This window comes from Corynebacterium singulare (assembly GCF_000833575.1).
Classification (GTDB): Bacteria; Actinomycetota; Actinomycetes; order Mycobacteriales; family Mycobacteriaceae; genus Corynebacterium; species Corynebacterium singulare.
This window is the reverse complement of the sequence record NZ_CP010827.1, coordinates 1,776,519-1,791,098: the sequence shown is the minus strand read 5'-3', so window position 1 is coordinate 1,791,098 and position 14,580 is coordinate 1,776,519. Positions and strand designations below refer to the sequence as shown.

At 60.4% G+C, this 14,580-nt stretch carries 17 protein-coding genes; 15 read left to right on the top strand and 2 right to left on the bottom strand.

Annotated elements, in window-relative coordinates; translation table 11 throughout:
* The first annotated feature begins 84 nt into the window (after positions 1-84).
* The 9 genes from rplS (at position 85) to CSING_RS08310 (ending at position 7,453) form a co-directional block, all read left to right on the top strand.
* Positions 85-429: a 50S ribosomal protein L19 gene (gene rplS, locus CSING_RS08350; RefSeq protein WP_042531383.1), complete on the top strand. Its 345-nt coding sequence runs from the start codon at positions 85-87 to the stop codon at positions 427-429.
* Between the two features lie 303 nt (positions 430-732).
* Positions 733-1,428: a signal peptidase I gene (gene lepB, locus CSING_RS08345; protein WP_042533312.1), complete on the top strand. Its 696-nt coding sequence runs from the start codon at positions 733-735 to the stop codon at positions 1,426-1,428.
* Positions 1,406-2,134: a signal peptidase I gene (lepB, locus tag CSING_RS08340; RefSeq protein WP_042531381.1), complete on the top strand. Its 729-nt coding sequence runs from the start codon at positions 1,406-1,408 to the stop codon at positions 2,132-2,134. The genes lepB (CSING_RS08345) and lepB (CSING_RS08340) overlap by 23 nt, the downstream gene beginning before the upstream one ends.
* Complete coding sequence (locus CSING_RS08335) at positions 2,131-2,772, top strand: ribonuclease HII (RefSeq protein ID WP_042531379.1); 642 nt, start codon at positions 2,131-2,133, stop codon at positions 2,770-2,772. The genes lepB (CSING_RS08340) and CSING_RS08335 overlap by 4 nt, the downstream gene beginning before the upstream one ends.
* Positions 2,773-2,863: 91 nt before the next feature.
* Complete coding sequence (locus CSING_RS08330; RefSeq protein ID WP_005528899.1) at positions 2,864-3,169, top strand: DUF2469 domain-containing protein; 306 nt, start codon at positions 2,864-2,866, stop codon at positions 3,167-3,169.
* 249 nt (positions 3,170-3,418) lie between these two features.
* Positions 3,419-3,841 (top strand): YraN family protein, encoded by a 423-nt coding sequence (locus tag CSING_RS08325; protein WP_042531376.1) that lies wholly within the window; start codon positions 3,419-3,421, stop codon positions 3,839-3,841.
* Positions 3,828-5,351: a YifB family Mg chelatase-like AAA ATPase gene (locus CSING_RS08320; protein ID WP_042531375.1), complete on the top strand. Its 1,524-nt coding sequence runs from the start codon at positions 3,828-3,830 to the stop codon at positions 5,349-5,351. Before CSING_RS08325 ends, CSING_RS08320 begins: the two co-directional genes overlap by 14 nt.
* Positions 5,348-6,526, top strand: a complete 1,179-nt coding sequence (dprA, locus tag CSING_RS08315; RefSeq protein ID WP_042531373.1) for a DNA-processing protein DprA — start codon at positions 5,348-5,350, stop codon at positions 6,524-6,526. Before CSING_RS08320 ends, dprA begins: the two co-directional genes overlap by 4 nt.
* Positions 6,527-6,541: 15 nt before the next feature.
* Positions 6,542-7,453 carry a tyrosine recombinase XerC gene (locus CSING_RS08310; RefSeq protein ID WP_042531370.1) on the top strand — a complete coding sequence of 304 codons (912 nt, stop codon included), beginning with the start codon at positions 6,542-6,544 and terminating at the stop codon, positions 7,451-7,453.
* Here CSING_RS08310 and CSING_RS08305 read toward each other — a convergent pair.
* Positions 7,416-7,934, bottom strand: a complete 519-nt coding sequence (locus tag CSING_RS08305; RefSeq protein ID WP_042531368.1) for a M23 family metallopeptidase — start codon at positions 7,932-7,934, stop codon at positions 7,416-7,418. The two genes, CSING_RS08310 and CSING_RS08305, sit on opposite strands and share 38 nt — an antisense overlap.
* A 430-nt stretch (positions 7,935-8,364) precedes the next feature.
* Between CSING_RS08305 and rpsB the strand changes: the two genes are divergently transcribed.
* The 5 genes from rpsB (at position 8,365) to CSING_RS08280 (ending at position 12,837) form a co-directional block, all read left to right on the top strand.
* Entirely contained in the window at positions 8,365-9,192 is an 828-nt protein-coding gene (gene rpsB, locus CSING_RS08300) for a 30S ribosomal protein S2 (protein ID WP_042531367.1), read from the top strand.
* Between the two features lie 248 nt (positions 9,193-9,440).
* Positions 9,441-10,253 carry a translation elongation factor Ts gene (gene tsf, locus CSING_RS08295; RefSeq protein ID WP_042531365.1) on the top strand — a complete coding sequence of 271 codons (813 nt, stop codon included), beginning with the start codon at positions 9,441-9,443 and terminating at the stop codon, positions 10,251-10,253.
* A 232-nt stretch (positions 10,254-10,485) separates the two neighbouring features.
* On the top strand, positions 10,486-11,223 hold the full coding sequence (gene pyrH, locus CSING_RS08290) for a UMP kinase (RefSeq protein ID WP_042531363.1): 738 nt from the start codon (positions 10,486-10,488) through the stop codon (positions 11,221-11,223).
* Between the two features lie 71 nt (positions 11,224-11,294).
* Positions 11,295-11,852: a ribosome recycling factor gene (frr, locus tag CSING_RS08285; RefSeq protein ID WP_042531361.1), complete on the top strand. Its 558-nt coding sequence runs from the start codon at positions 11,295-11,297 to the stop codon at positions 11,850-11,852.
* 130 nt (positions 11,853-11,982) lie between these two features.
* Positions 11,983-12,837, top strand: coding sequence for a phosphatidate cytidylyltransferase (locus CSING_RS08280; protein ID WP_201773999.1), 855 nt, complete (start codon positions 11,983-11,985; stop codon positions 12,835-12,837).
* 14 nt (positions 12,838-12,851) lie between these two features.
* Here CSING_RS08280 and CSING_RS08275 read toward each other — a convergent pair whose 3' ends face one another.
* Entirely contained in the window at positions 12,852-13,325 is a 474-nt protein-coding gene (locus tag CSING_RS08275; protein ID WP_042531359.1) for a LapA family protein, read from the bottom strand.
* 93 nt (positions 13,326-13,418) lie between these two features.
* On the opposite strand from CSING_RS08275, the gene rlmN reads away from it, so the two are divergent.
* Complete coding sequence (gene rlmN, locus CSING_RS08270; RefSeq protein ID WP_042533308.1) at positions 13,419-14,525, top strand: 23S rRNA (adenine(2503)-C(2))-methyltransferase RlmN; 1,107 nt, start codon at positions 13,419-13,421, stop codon at positions 14,523-14,525.
* Positions 14,526-14,580: the final 55 nt, after the last annotated feature.

The window sequence follows — 14,580 nt, the reverse complement described above, 5'->3', positions numbered from 1 at the left end:
GTTCTGTGTAACAGGCACGAACCGGTCAGCCGCCGTGAGGTGGCGCTAGGGTCCTCTGTCTTAAACTGAAAAGGAAAACATTCAATGGCAAACCTCATTGACAAGATCGACGCAGCCCAGCTGCGTGACGATATCCCGTCCTTCCGCCCGGGCGACACCCTCGACGTCAACGTCAAGGTTATCGAGGGCAACACCGAGCGTACCCAGCTCTTCAAGGGCGTCTGCATCCGCCGCCAGGGTGCCGGCATCCGCGAAACCTTCACCGTGCGTAAGGTTTCCTTCGGCATCGGTGTGGAGCGTACCTTCCCGGTTCACTCCCCGAACATCGCCTCCATCGAGGTTGTTCGCCGCGGCCGCGTTCGCCGCGCGAAGCTGTACTACCTGCGCGACCTGCGCGGTAAGAAGGCCCGCATCAAGGAGCGCCGCTAATCCTCGTGCGCTTCGGCCCTTCGTCTCTCACCATTGTTCGGTGGGGAGGCGGAGGGCCTGTGCTGTTTTAGACCCGCGCCGCGCCGCCTTACCGAGATGTCGCGGCGCATTGCTAGGATTTAGCCCGTGAATAAAGACAAGGACATGACCGAAGATGTCGCTGAAGATGTCACTGAAGGTGCCGCGCGGGACAGCGCTGACGCGGACAGGGCTGACGCTGCTCGAAGTGAAGGCGCTGCGGTAGGGGGGACGTCGCCAAGCACTGCGGAGCCGGCTTCGGCGTCACGCGAAGACAAGAAGCAGATGCCGTGGTTCCTTGAGACCATCATCGTGGTGGTGTGCGTGCTTGCAGTGGTAGGCGTCTTCCAGAACTTCGTGGGCCGGCAGTACGTCATCCCGTCGGGATCGATGGAGCCCACCCTGCATGGCTGCACCGGCTGCAACAATGACCGCATCTTCACCGAGAAGGTCTCCTACTACGGCGACAAGGAACCAGAACCCGGTGACGTCGTTGTGTTCAAGGGCACCAAGGATTGGGATACCAACTGGCAATCGCCGCGCTCAGACAACCCCGTGATTCACCGCATACAGGACGCCCTGAGCTATGTGTCCCTCACTCCGCCGGATGAGAACACGTTGGTCAAGCGCGTGGTGGCTACCGGTGGACAGACCGTCTCCTGTCAGGAGGGGGATCCTGCCGTCATGGTGGACGGTGAACCGATTGAGCAAGACTATGTCCAAGACCCGCCAACCTACCGAGTGGACGAAACCACCGGTTCCTATGCCTGCGGCGGTGCCTACTTTGGGCCGGTGACCGTGCCGGAGGGCAATATCTGGGTCATGGGTGATAACCGCACCGCCTCGGCGGATTCGCGCTACCACATGCAGGACGAGTACCAAGGCACCATTCCCGTGGAGAATGTCCGCGGCAAGGTGATGTTTGTTTTCTTCCCCTTCAACCGCATCGGTGGGGTCGATGACCCGGACATCCAGTCCTAAGCGCTGCGCGGAGACCGCGCGGCTGCGCACCCGGGATGTGGTGTGGGCACTCGCGGTCACCTTCGCCGTGCTGGCGCTGATTCAGGCCTGCGTGGGGCGGATGTACCTCATTCCCTCCTCCTCGATGGAGCCGACGCTGCACGGCTGCCCCGGTTGCACGAATGACCGCATAGTGGTGCAGAAGGTCAGCTATTACTTCTCCGATCCTCGCCCAGGGGACGTCGTGGTCTTTTCGGGGCCGGACTCGTGGAATACCTCTTTCAACGTTGACCGCTCCCAGAATGTCATGCTGCGCGGTCTGCAAAACCTCGGTGCCGTGGTGGGGCTCGTGCCCAATGGTGACAACATCTTGGTCAAGCGCGTCATTGCCACGGGTGGACAAACCGTGTCCTGTGAGGAGGGTGACCCCTCCGTCATGGTGGACGGCCATGCCACGAATCAGGAGGTGGTGCTTGACCCACCGGAAATTCCCATTGATGACCGGGTTGGCTCACAGGCATGTGGCGGCGCCTATTTTGGTCCGGTCACGGTGCCGGAGGGGCACCTGTGGGTCATGGGGGATAACCGCACGAACTCCCTGGATTCGCGCGCACATCTGGGCGATAAGCTGCAGGGGACGGTACCCGTAGGCAATGTGCGTGGCAAAGTAGCGGCCGTAGTACTGCCGGTGAGCCGGGCGCAGCTCATCGACCACCCAGGGTTATGAGACGTCTCAAACAGAAGCGCACCTATGAGGTAGCCCTGTCAAAGGCCGGTTTAGGCCCAGTGGCAGGCGTGGATGAGGCCGGGCGCGGGGCTTGTTGTGGACCGGTGACTATTGCTGCCTGTATCCTTCCGGACCGTATTATTCAAGGCCTAGAGCGCCTTGATGATTCCAAGAAGTTGAGCCCCGCGGCCCGAGCACAGTTGGAGCCCGTCATCAAGCGTCGCGCGCTGGCGTGGTCCGTTGTGCACATTGATGCCGGGTCCATTGACACTTTCGGCATTCAGCACGCCAACGTCTCTGGCATGCGCCGCGCGGTGGCGCAGCTCGAGGTGCAACCAAGCTATGTGCTTACCGACGCCCTCCGCGTCCCCGGCATCCCTGCCCCACAGCTGCCGATCATTGGTGGAGATGCGGCCGCGCGGTGCATTGCGGCGGCCAGCATCTTGGCCAAGGTGTCTCGGGACCGACTTATGGATAGCTTGGCGGAGCGCTACCCGGGCTACGGGCTGGGAAGTCATAAAGGCTATGGCACCGCTGCACACCACGATGCCATTGCGCGCTTGGGAGCGACCCCGGAGCATCGGATGAGTTACCGCAATGTGGCAGGCGCTCATGCTCAATTCCTCGCGCGCGCCTGAGCCGTTCGGAGCGCTGCGGGAAGTAAGCTGAGGCACGTTCTGTCAGAAAGAGTGACAACGACCGGACATGTGAGCGAAGGAGAAGCACGCCGTGAGCGCTGAGGAACTCGATAACTACGAGGCTGAAGTCGAGCTGTCACTGTACCGCGAATATCGCGATGTGGTCAGCCAATTCTCCTACGTGGTGGAGACTGAACGCAGGTTTTACCTGGCCAACGCGGTCGAGCTTATTCCGCATACCTCGGGGCCAGATGTCTACTACGAGGTCCGTATGTCGGATGCATGGGTATGGGACATGTACCGCTCCGCGCGTTTCGTGCGCTATGTCCGCGTCATCACGTACAAGGACGTCAACATCGAAGAGTTGGACAAGCCCGACTTCGTGCTGCCGGAATAAGCAGGTAGCCAGCAGCAGCTGAGTCCTCGCTCGGCTGCGGTGAGTGTGGATAACCGTCGGGGAGAGGGGGCCCAATCGGTGACCCCGGACTAGTTATCCACAGAACTATGGCTTCTTGGGGCCAGGTCCTCGCCAGGAGGGGCGTTACTGGGGTGTTCTGGACAGTGTCGTGAGATTAACGGCATAAGGAAAGTGCTTGTGTCGTGCTTGCGGCGTGCAACGAACACGATCACTCCAAGGAGCACCTCCATGACCAGATCTACAGCGACCACGCCCCGCGTTGGGGACCTCCATGCGCCTATAGGGCAGACTATGCGTCCGAAGGACGCTTTAGGGCGCGCTGGCGAGAAATTCGCGGCCGACTTCTACCGGGCACGCGGAAGCCAGGTGATAGCCGCCAATGTCCACTATCGCGTGGGCGAGATTGACCTCGTGGTCCGAGAACCAGATGGAACCATCGTTTTCGTCGAGGTCAAGACCCGCGCCTCGCGCGAGTACGGCGTGGCGGAATCAGTGACGAAACGGAAGCTACAGCGCCTACGCAAGGCGGCCGCGCAGTGGCTGGATGGTAAGCCGATCTCCGAAATCCGCTTTGATGTCCTCGGCCTAGTGAAATCCGGCACCGACTTCGATGTCGAGTATTTCCAGGGGGTGGAGCATGGCTCTCGGTAGATGCGACACCATTGCGCTCGATGGCGTCCTGGCCAAAGTCGTGGTTGTGGAAGCCAACGTCGGCCCCGGGCTGCCTGGGGTTCATGTGGTGGGCTTAGGCGATGCCGCAATTTCTGAGTCCCGTGACCGCATCCGCACCGCGGTGAGTAATTCACGCCTGCCCTGGCCGAAAACTAAGGTGGTTGTGTCTATGTCTCCGGCTTCCTTACCGAAGGCAGGCGCACACTTCGACTTACCCATGGCGTTGGCCATCCTGGCTGCGGGGCAAGCCGAGAATTGCCGGCTCAACGGTACTATTGTCCTGGGAGAACTAGGACTTGATGGACGTGTCCGGCCGGTCTCTGGAATTATCCCCGCACTGCTGGCCGCCCGTTCACAGGGCTATGACACGCTCATTATCCCGCCGGGCAATGCTGCCGAGGCAGCGCTTGTGCCAGGCATGCGGGTACTGGTGGCAGAGACCCTGTGGGATGCTTTTGCCTGGGCATGCGGCAATGATTGCTTGCCAGCGGCAGAGCACGTTGCGCGGGACGTGGTGCCCGTGCGCGAAGAGTTAGCTGACTTCAGTGAGATTGCTGGGCAAAAGGAGGCAAAGTGGGCAGCGGAGGTTGCTGCAGCCGGCGGCCACCACGTCATGATGGTGGGCCCACCTGGCTCCGGCAAGTCCATGATCGCCTCCCGCTTGCCGAGCATCCTTCCGCGCCTGACCACGGATCAAGCGGTCGAAGCCACAGCTATTCATTCAGTGGCGGGTTCAGTAGGAACAGTCATTTCCCGCGCACCTTTTATCGCCCCGCATGCTTCGGTGTCCAGAGCGGCGCTGATTGGCGGCGGTTCAGGTAGGCCACGGCCCGGCGCGGTGAGCCTGGCGCATCACGGCGTTCTCTTTCTTGATGAGGTCAGTGAGGTTCCCGCCCAGGTTCTCGATGGGTTGCGGGCACCTCTGGAGGAAGGCCAGGTACGGCTCGCGCGGGCGCGCCGGGAAGTAACCTTCCCTGCACGGTTCCAGCTTGTACTCGCGGCGAATCCGTGTCGGTGCGGTACAGAGGACCCGGCACGCTGCGAATGCAGATCGGTCGACAGAATGAACTATCTTTCCAATCTTTCGGGGCCGCTGCGGGATCGTCTCGACATCGTGGTGTCACTGTCAGGGCAATCAGCCGTGCTCAATGCTGAGGGAGAAGAAACCTCAGCGGTGATCGCTGAACGCGTAGCGATAGCCCGTGAGCGCATGGCCCAACGCTGGGCCTCTGATGGGCTTGACGTGCTCATCAATGGTGCGGTGCCGGCGTCCTACCTGCGCCGCCATCGACCCGCAGCGGAGTCAGCCATGGTCATGCTTGCGGCTTACTTGGCCGAAGGAGAGCTGAGCCAACGCGGAGTCGACCGCGTTCTGCGCTTGGCCTGGACGTTGGCGGATCTGGAAGGTTCACAGCGCCCGGACCTCGACCATGTCAGTAGAGCGCTCGATTTGCGTGGCTCCGGCACTATTGAAAGGTTGGCGGCATGAGCGAGCTCAATCTGTCGACGCCCCAGCACACGTGGGCCTACCTTAACCGCGTGGTGGAAGGCCCGTCCCCCGTACTTCATGGATTGCTTACCCACTATCCAGCGGAGGAAATCGCGCATGGAATCTACAAGGGAGAGGATTGGATAGGTCCGCTGCGTCAGACCACGGCGTCGCGCCGTGACTGGCTCCGCCAAGAGGAGGACCTAGCTGCTGCCGAGGCGGTAGGGGCTAGACTCATTACTCCGGAGGATACCGAGTGGCCAGGCGAGGAATTCTCCAGTGCTTTCGGTTTCTATCAACAAGGCGTGGTGGATGCTCCTGCGACCTTTGACGATCAAGCGGTGCCACCCCACAGCCTGTGGGTACGCGGCAGCAATCTGCGTGAGACATTGGCACAGTCGGTGGCGTTGGTTGGCACTCGGGCGATAAGCCGCTATGGATGGGAAGCTAGCCGTCTCCTCGCTGGCGGATTAGCCTCACACCAGTGGACGGTGGTTTCCGGCGGGGCAGTAGGCGTGGATACCGCGGTACACGAGGCCGCTGTGGAAGCTGGCGGGCAGACCGTGGCCGTGGCTGCCTGCGGCATTGATATTTCCTACCCGGCGCGCAATGCCTCACTTTTCAAGCAGATCGCCGGTTCTGGTTGCGTGGTGTCGGAGTTCGCGCCGGGAACGCGGCCGCAGCGATTCCGATTCCTCTCTCGCAATCGCCTCGTGGCGGCGATGACTGCTGGAACCGTCGTGGTGGAAGCTGGTTTTCGCTCAGGGGCACTGAACACGTTGAACTGGGCCGAAGCTTTGGGGCGAGTGGCCATGGCGGTACCAGGGCCGATAACGACGTCTGGGTCGCTAGGGTGCCACCAGCGCATCCAAGAAGGGCGCGCCCAGTTGGTCGCCTCGGCTGATGAAGTGCGCGGCTTGGTGGGGCAAGCCGGAGCCGTGGACGCAGCGGGGCAGTATGAATTGGAGTTTCAACCCACGGCAGTGCAGCGCCTCTCGCGCAACGAACTCAAGGTTTATGACTCGACCCCTCCGGAAACTGCGGATTCGGGCGCTAGTGCTGAGGACATCGCGGCTGCAGCGGGGATGCGGGTTGCCTTAACGGTGCACTTGCTCGTGGCGATGCAAAAGATGGGGGTGATAGCGCGCTCGGGGGCGCTGTGGCAGCGCACATGAGTAGACTTATGAGTCATGAGTGGCGCAAGTGAAAGAAGTGGGCGGCGCGTAGGTGGGCAGCTAGGTGAGGCAATTGAGGATTTCGCCGAGCACCAGCGCATCGTACGCGGCCGTTCCGAGGCCACCGTGCGCGGATACTGCTCCGATCTGCGGCTTTTGGCTTGCAGCGTGCCTGATTTTCAGTCTTTCACGTTGAGCTCCCTGCGTGCGTGGCTAGCCCAAGGCGTTGAAGAGGGTAAATCGCGCTCCACGCTGGCACGGCGCACTGCTTCCGTGCGTGCGTTCTCGGCGTGGGCGGCGCGCGAAGGTCACCTTGACGCTGATGTTGCCCAACGTCTTGTTACACCAAAAGTAGGCAAGCATCTGCCCACGGTCATGTCTCCCACTGCAGCTGGCGAGCTGATGGGCAATGCGGTCTCTTCGGACGAGGTTCACTATTTGCGTGACAGTGCCATGCTCGAATTTCTCTATGCCACTGGCGTGCGTGTAGCCGAGATCGTGGGCCTTGACGTGGACGATGTTGACCTCTCACGCCGTACCGCACGCGTGACAGGTAAAGGAAACAAGCAACGCGTTGTGCCTTTTGGCGAGGCGGCTGCCGACGCGCTCACCGCGTGGCTTTCTGCCGGCCGTGCCCAGTTAGCGGGGCAGACAGAAGCAATGTTCGTAGGAACTCGTGGCGGCCGCATTGATGCCCGTCAAGTTCGGCGTGTTGTTGAGCGTGCCGCCCAGGTTAGTGGTGCCTCGGGGCTTACTCCGCACGGCCTGAGACACTCCGCGGCAACGCATTTATTAGAAGGCGGCGCGGATCTTCGTATGGTCCAGGAATTATTGGGCCACTCATCGCTCCAAACAACGCAGGTCTATACGCACGTCTCGGCACAGCGTCTCAAGGACGTGTACGCGCAATCCCACCCACGGGCTTGAGTCGAATGATGGGTTCTCCCAGCAGACTCAGTGGATCAATGTAGTCGTCGCGGCCTTCAATAGCTCCCCAATGCAGCCCAGGATAGCCATCGACGGAAGGTGCGAGAGTCCCGATAACCTGTCCTTCGCTCACGTGGTCGCCCTTTTCCACCCGCGCGTGGACGGGCTGGTAAGTCGTGCGGATACCGTTAGCGTGCGCGATAGACACCACTGGTGTGCCGGCCACGGAACCAGCGAAGTGCACGACGCCATCGCCAGCGGTTCGTACCTTGCCGCCTACGGGTAAGGCCAGATCCACTCCACGGTGGCCGGCCAGCCAACGCTTTTCTGGTGGTTCGAAGCCACGGACAACTTGCGTGGCGGTGGGTGTCCCGGTAGTGGGATCGACGAAGGCGGCGGAGAGGGGTACGGCGATAAGCGCCGACCAGAGAACGACAACAAGCGCGACGGTGACGGTGAGAGGATGAAGGCGGTGAACCATGCTCTCAGCATGACTGTGGGGTGACATTGAGGGAAGAAGGCAGCGATGCCCTGTGGATAACATGTCAACGATGGTGCTTATGGTGAAGCAGTGAAGAACTGTGTGAAACCTTCAACAAAGAGCATGTGAAAATAGGCCTGTCGTTTTGGACTCCTCATGGTTGCGGTATTAAGCTGGCCGTCAGCAGTCTGTGTTCACTGTGCTTGTGCTTCCCTTCGGGCACGATGTCCTCGGAGCATAAAGGTAGGAACATCGGATTGACTACGCGCGGCGAAGTAGTCGCTTCCTGGGTTAAGGGAGAGACAGTCCGTGGTTGACGTGGTCCCCATGTAAATGGGGTGTTGGCCTGGGCCTTCGTTGCTAGGGTGCGGAATAAAACACCGCACAATTTTTGTAAAACCGAAACAACCTAAAAGAAAGCGAGCGAATCATGGCAGTTGTAACCATGCGCGAGCTCCTCGACGCTGGTGTCCACTTCGGCCACCAGACCCGTCGCTGGAACCCGAAGATGAAGCGCTACATCTTCACCGACCGTAACGGCATCTACATCATCGACCTGCAGCAGACGCTGACCTACATCGATGAGGCCTTCGAGTTCGTCAAGGAGACCGTTGCGCACGGTGGCACCATCCTTTTCGTGGGCACCAAGAAGCAGGCTCAGGAAGCAGTTGCTGAAGAGGCAACCCGCGTTGGCATGCCGTACGTGAACCACCGCTGGCTGGGCGGTATGCTCACCAACTTCCAGACTGTCTCCAAGCGCCTCAAGCGCATGAAGGAGCTGCAGGCCATGGATGCCGCTGAGGACGGCTACAAGGGCCGCACCAAGAAGGAAGTTCTCATGCTGAACCGCGAGCGCATCAAGCTTGAGCGCGTTCTGGGCGGCATCGCCGAAATGAGCAAGGCTCCGTCCGCACTGTGGATCGTTGACACCAACAAGGAGCACATCGCGGTCAAGGAAGCTCACAAGCTCAACATTCCGGTTGTGGCCATCCTGGACACCAACTGCGATCCGGATGAGGTGAACTTCCCGATCCCGGGCAACGATGACGCTATCCGCGCCACCAAGCTGCTCTCCGGCATCATTGCTACCGCAGTGGAAGAGGGCAAGAAGGCCCGCGAGGAGCGCCAGCTTGCACAGGCTAAGGAAGCCGCTGGCGATTCCGCTGAGAAGGACGCTCGCGACGCCGCTGAGGCTGCCGCAGCTTCCGACCCGGCCTCCGCCGACAAGGCTGAGGACGCCGAGAAGTCCGCAGAGTAATCTGCGTCCCCTAAGCCCCCGCACCGCGTGGTATTTATCACCCGCGGCGATGGGGGCTTTTTCTCACGCGCCCAACCAAGGCGTGTGACACGCCACCACATGCACACTGTGCCGCGTGGTGTTCCACGCGTTACCCTCGCGGGGGAGTTGAAGAATCACTAACACCCCCTCAACGCGACGTGGTGGTAGCGATTCAGCTACGCTGTTTCATCGAATACCGTTTAATTCCAAGGAGGAACGCTCCAACTATGGCTAACTACACTGCTGCAGACGTTAAGGCATTGCGCGAGGCCACCGGCGCCGGCATGCTCGATTGCAAGAAGGCCCTCGACGAGTCTCAGGGTGACTACGACAAGGCTGTCGAGTACCTGCGCATCAAGGGTGCAAAGAACGTATCCAAGCGCGCTGAGCGTGAGGCTACCGAAGGCCTCGTTGCCGTATCCGGCAACACCATGGTCGAAATCAACTGTGAGACCGACTTTGTAGCTAAGAATGATGCCTTCAAGGCTTTCGCTACCAAGATCGCCGAAGCAGCTGGCGAGGCCAAGGTCAACTCCGGTGAGGAGCTGAACAACCTTGAGCTCGACGGCAAGAAGGTCTCCGAGGTCGTTGACGAGGAGTCCGCAAAGACCGGTGAGAAGCTGCAGGCACGCCGCGCTGTCACCATCGAGGGCGACAACGTTGCTGTCTACCTGCACCAGCGTTCCGCTGACCTGCCGCCGGCAGTGGGTGTTCTCGTGTCCTACGAGGGCAACGAAGAGGGCGCACACGCTGCGGCCCTGCAGATTGCTGCGATGAACGCTGAGTACCTCACCCGCGAGGATGTCCCGGCTGAAATCGTGGAGAAGGAGCGCGAAATCGCTGAGGCTACCACCCGCGAGGAGGGCAAGCCGGAGGCTGCTCTGCCGAAGATCGTGGAAGGCCGTCTCAACGGCTTCTACAAGTCCGTCGTTCTGCTTGAGCAGGCTTCCCTGTCTGACTCCAAGAAGACCGTCAAGCAGGTTGCTGAGGAAGCCGGCACCACCATCAAGAGCTTCGTTCGCTACGAGGTAGGCGCCTAAGCCCTCTCTAAGCATCACGTGCTTTTAGCGCGCGTCCCCCTTACTCCCTCCCGCGTCTGCTGGGATGAGAGAGAGGGGGACGTTGTCGTTTGGGGGCGTCGCCAAGCACTGCGTGGGGACAGGCGCGGGTGAATATTTATGACGACGGCACCTATGGTTAAGATGGAACAGAATAATTCAAGTGCTTACCTCGGATGCTCAATTTGGAGCACCGCCACGCGTGAAGGAGACGATGAAGGCCGTGACCACCCCTGAATCGAAGCGAACCGGATACAAGCGAGTCATGCTCAAGCTGGGCGGTGAGATGTTCGGCGGAGGCAAGGTCGGCATTGACCCCGACGTTGTGGAAAACGTCGCCCGCCAGATCGCTGAGGTGGCCAGTCAAGGCACCGAGATTGCCGTCGTCATCGGCGGAGGCAACTTCTTCCGAGGCGCCGAACTCTCCCAGCGCGGTATGGACCGTGCCCGCTCTGACTACATGGGCATGCTCGGCACCGTCATGAACTCCCTAGCACTCCAAGATTTCCTCTCCCAGCAGGGCATTGACTGCCGCGTTCAGACCTCCATTAACATGGCGCAGATTGCGGAGCCCTACCTGCCGCTGCGAGCTGACCGCCACCTGGAGAAGGGCCGAGTCGTCATCTTCGGCGCCGGCATGGGCATGCCGTACTTCTCCACCGATACCACCGCCGCACAGCGCGCTCTGGAAATTGGCGCAGAGGTTCTGTTCTTGGCTAAGGCCGTTGACGGTGTGTATTCGGCAGATCCGCGCACTAACCCGGATGCGGAGCTCTATTCCGAAATCACCCCGCGTGAGGTCATCGAGAAGGGCTTGAAGGTTGCTGATGCCACCGCATTCAGCCTCTGCATGGACAACAACATGCCGATGCTGGTGTTCAACCTCCTCACCGAAGGTAACATCAAGCGCGCTGTCAATGGTGAGAAGATCGGCACGCTGGTCCAGTCTTAGTACAAACGGGCCGCGACCTGCTAGATTCTTTCCCAGAACTTTTAACTATTTCAAGGGAGTTGTAAACCCTCATGATCGACGAGATCCAGCTCGAAGCAGAAGAGCACATGACCGCCTCGGTGGAGCACGCCCGCGAGCAGCTTCTCACCATCCGTACTGGCCGTGCGAATCCTTCCATGTTTAACGGCCTGGTGGCTGACTACTACGGCGCTCCGACCCCGATTACGCAGATGGCCACCATCTCTGTTCCGGAGCCGCGCATGCTGCTCATCAAGCCCTACGAGCAGTCCATGATTCACGAGATCGAGAACGCTATCCGTAACTCGGATCTTGGTGTTAACCCGACTAATGACGGCCAGGTACTGCGCGTCACCGTGCCGCAGCTGACTGAGGAGCGCCGCCGCGACATGGTCAAGATGGCCAAGAGCAAAGGTGAGGATGGCAAGATTGCTATCCGCAACATCCGCCGCAAGGCCATGGAGCAGCTGAAGAAGCTCCAGAAGGATGGCGATGCAGGCGAGGATGAAGTCATCGCCGCCGAGAAGGAGATGGAGAAGATCACCTCCGGCTACATCGACCAGGTGGACAAGCTCGTCGCCAACAAGGAAGAGGAGCTCATGGAGGTTTAACCTCCTTTAATGAACTCCGATTTGCCGCCGCGCCAAGGCACCGACCAGCACGGCGGCCTTTTCTGTGTAGGAACCCACCACGTGACAAGGAGCTAGCGTGACCACTGAGCACTCGCGGCATACCCGCCGAATGCCCAAGCCAAAAAATAGCGCGGGCCGTGATCTGCCCGCCGCCATTGGCGTCGGAGTGGGACTGGGCGCACTCGTTGTTTTCGCGGTCTGGGCCGGGCCCTTTGTGTGGTATCTCGTTGTCGCTGCGGCCCTTGGTGTGGCCATGTGGGAGGTTCTCACCCGTCTTCGGGAGCATTCCTACCAGGTACCACGCACGCTGCTTATCGTCCTGGGCCAGGCGATGGTGTGGGTGTCGTGGTTTCTCAACGCCCCGGGGCTCGTAGCGGTCTACGTGGTGGCTGTTTTGGCGCTCATGTTTGGCCGTCTTTTCCACAATGGGCGGCACCGCCCACCGATTAACTATCTTCGCGATATGTCCGTCGGTATCTTCGTGCTGACCTGGATTCCCCTCTTCGGAACCTTCGCGGCAATGCTGTCTCGGGTGGAGACGCCCTTTGCCTCAGGAGCGGCGTCAATCGTGGTGTTTATGCTCTGCGTCGTAGCCTCCGATACCGGCGGCTTCATCGCTGGCGTTATGTTTGGCTCACACCCTATGGCCCCCGCGGTAAGTCCTAAGAAATCCTGGGAAGGCTTCGCCGGCTCCGTCATTTTTGGCACCGTAACCGGCGCGCTGTGCTTTGCCTTCCTGCTCCACCACACCCCCTGGGTGGGCGCCCTCATGGGCCTTGGCCTCGTGTTCTGCGCCACCTTGGGCGATCTGGTGGAGTCACAGTTCAAGCGCGAACTGGGAATCAAGGATATGTCGGCTCTTCTGCCAGGACACGGCGGCATCATGGACCGCCTTGACGGCATGCTGCCGTCCGCAATGGTGACGTGGGTGGCCATGAGCTTCCTGACCACCCTCACTCCGTAGCGTCTGTTTGTTGTTTAGCGCTTGGCCTGCTTGCGCACCTGACGGCGCAGCTCGAACATGCGCCAGCCACCGACGAGCGCCATGATGAGCGCACCCGCAATCGCGCAGATCAGATACGTAACGCCGGCCGGGAACTCAACGGACCAGTTGAGGAAGTTTAGCGGTACCTCATGCTGGTTCTGAAGAATGAAGATGATCAGCACGATGAGGAGCAGGAAGCCCACGATGAGGGCAATCCAGGTGCTGGCGGCGAAGGAGCCCTTTACCTTGCCATCGGACCCGTCTGTGGTGGTTGCCGGGGACGTCTCAGTGGTGGATGCCGGGGTGGTTGCGGGCGCATCGTACTCAACGGCGCTCGGGGTTGGTTCCGCTGAGCCAGTGGTGTCGTAGCTAGGGGTTTGTGCGTCATTGTCCGTGAGTGATTCATTCTCAGGGAACGTACCGGACGTGGGGCGGAAGTCTTCAGAGCGATTCTCGGGATTTGTCATACATCTATTAAATAGGTCAACATGTCACTTTCGCCACTTCAGCGGTACTTCGATTGGATAATGTGGCTAAAAACGTGGAAAATGGGCTTCACCATGGCTGAACCACTGAAACTGAATTTCTCCGCTCCGCGTCGCGGTCTACCCCCGAAGCACTTCGCGGACTTGACCGAGGACGAGCGCATCGAGGCACTCGCCGAACTTGGCCTGCCCAAGTTCCGAGCCAAGCAGTTGGCCAAGCACTACTACGTCCACCACACTGCTGACGTCTCCGAAATGACGGATATCCCGGCCGCGTCCCGTGAGGCCGTCCAGGAGAAGCTCTTCCCGGAGCTCATGACGCCCATTCGCCAGACCTCTACGGACGATGGTGAAACCACCAAGTCCCTCTGGCGTCTGCACGATGGCACGATGCTGGAGTCGGTGCTTATGCGTTACCCAGGCCGCGCCACTTTGTGTATTTCTTCGCAGGCTGGCTGCGGTATGGCGTGTCCCTTCTGCGCCACGGGTCAGGGAGGCCTCGACCGGAACCTCTCGACCGCCGAAATCGTGGAACAGTTCCGTCACGCTGCCCGCCTCATGGAGGCAGAAGGTGGCCGCCTGAGCAACGTCGTGTTCATGGGCATGGGTGAGCCGCTGGCCAACTACAAGCGCGTGGTTCAGGCGGTCCGCCAGATCACCGGCCAGGACCTCACCGGTTTCGGACTGTCTCAGCGCAACGTCACCGTGTCCACTGTGGGTCTGGCGCCGGCTATCCGCAAGCTGGCGGATGAGGATCTGTCCTGCACACTGGCTGTCTCCTTGCACACCCCAGATGATGAGCTGCGAGATAGCCTCGTGCCGGTCAACAACCGCTGGCCGGTCGACGATGTGCTCGATGCCGCCCGCTACTATGCCGATAAGTCTGGCCGCCGCGTCTCTATTGAGTATGCGCTTATCCGTGACAAGAATGACCAGGACTTCCGAGCGGATATGTTGGGCCAGAAACTGCATGCAGCGCTGGGTTCCAAGGTTCACGTGAACGTCATTCCGCTCAACCCCACCCCGGGCTCCGAGTGGGATGCAGCGCCGAAGGCACGCCAGGATGAGTTCGTTCGTCGCGTCATCGCTCAAGGCGTGCCCTGCACGGTGCGCGACACTAAGGGCGATGAGATTGCCGCGGCCTGCGGCCAGCTGGCAGCTGATGAACGGGAGACTGCGTAACTAGCGGCTTACAGTTGTCTAACAAAACAGTGGAAGACAACCCGACACCACTGAG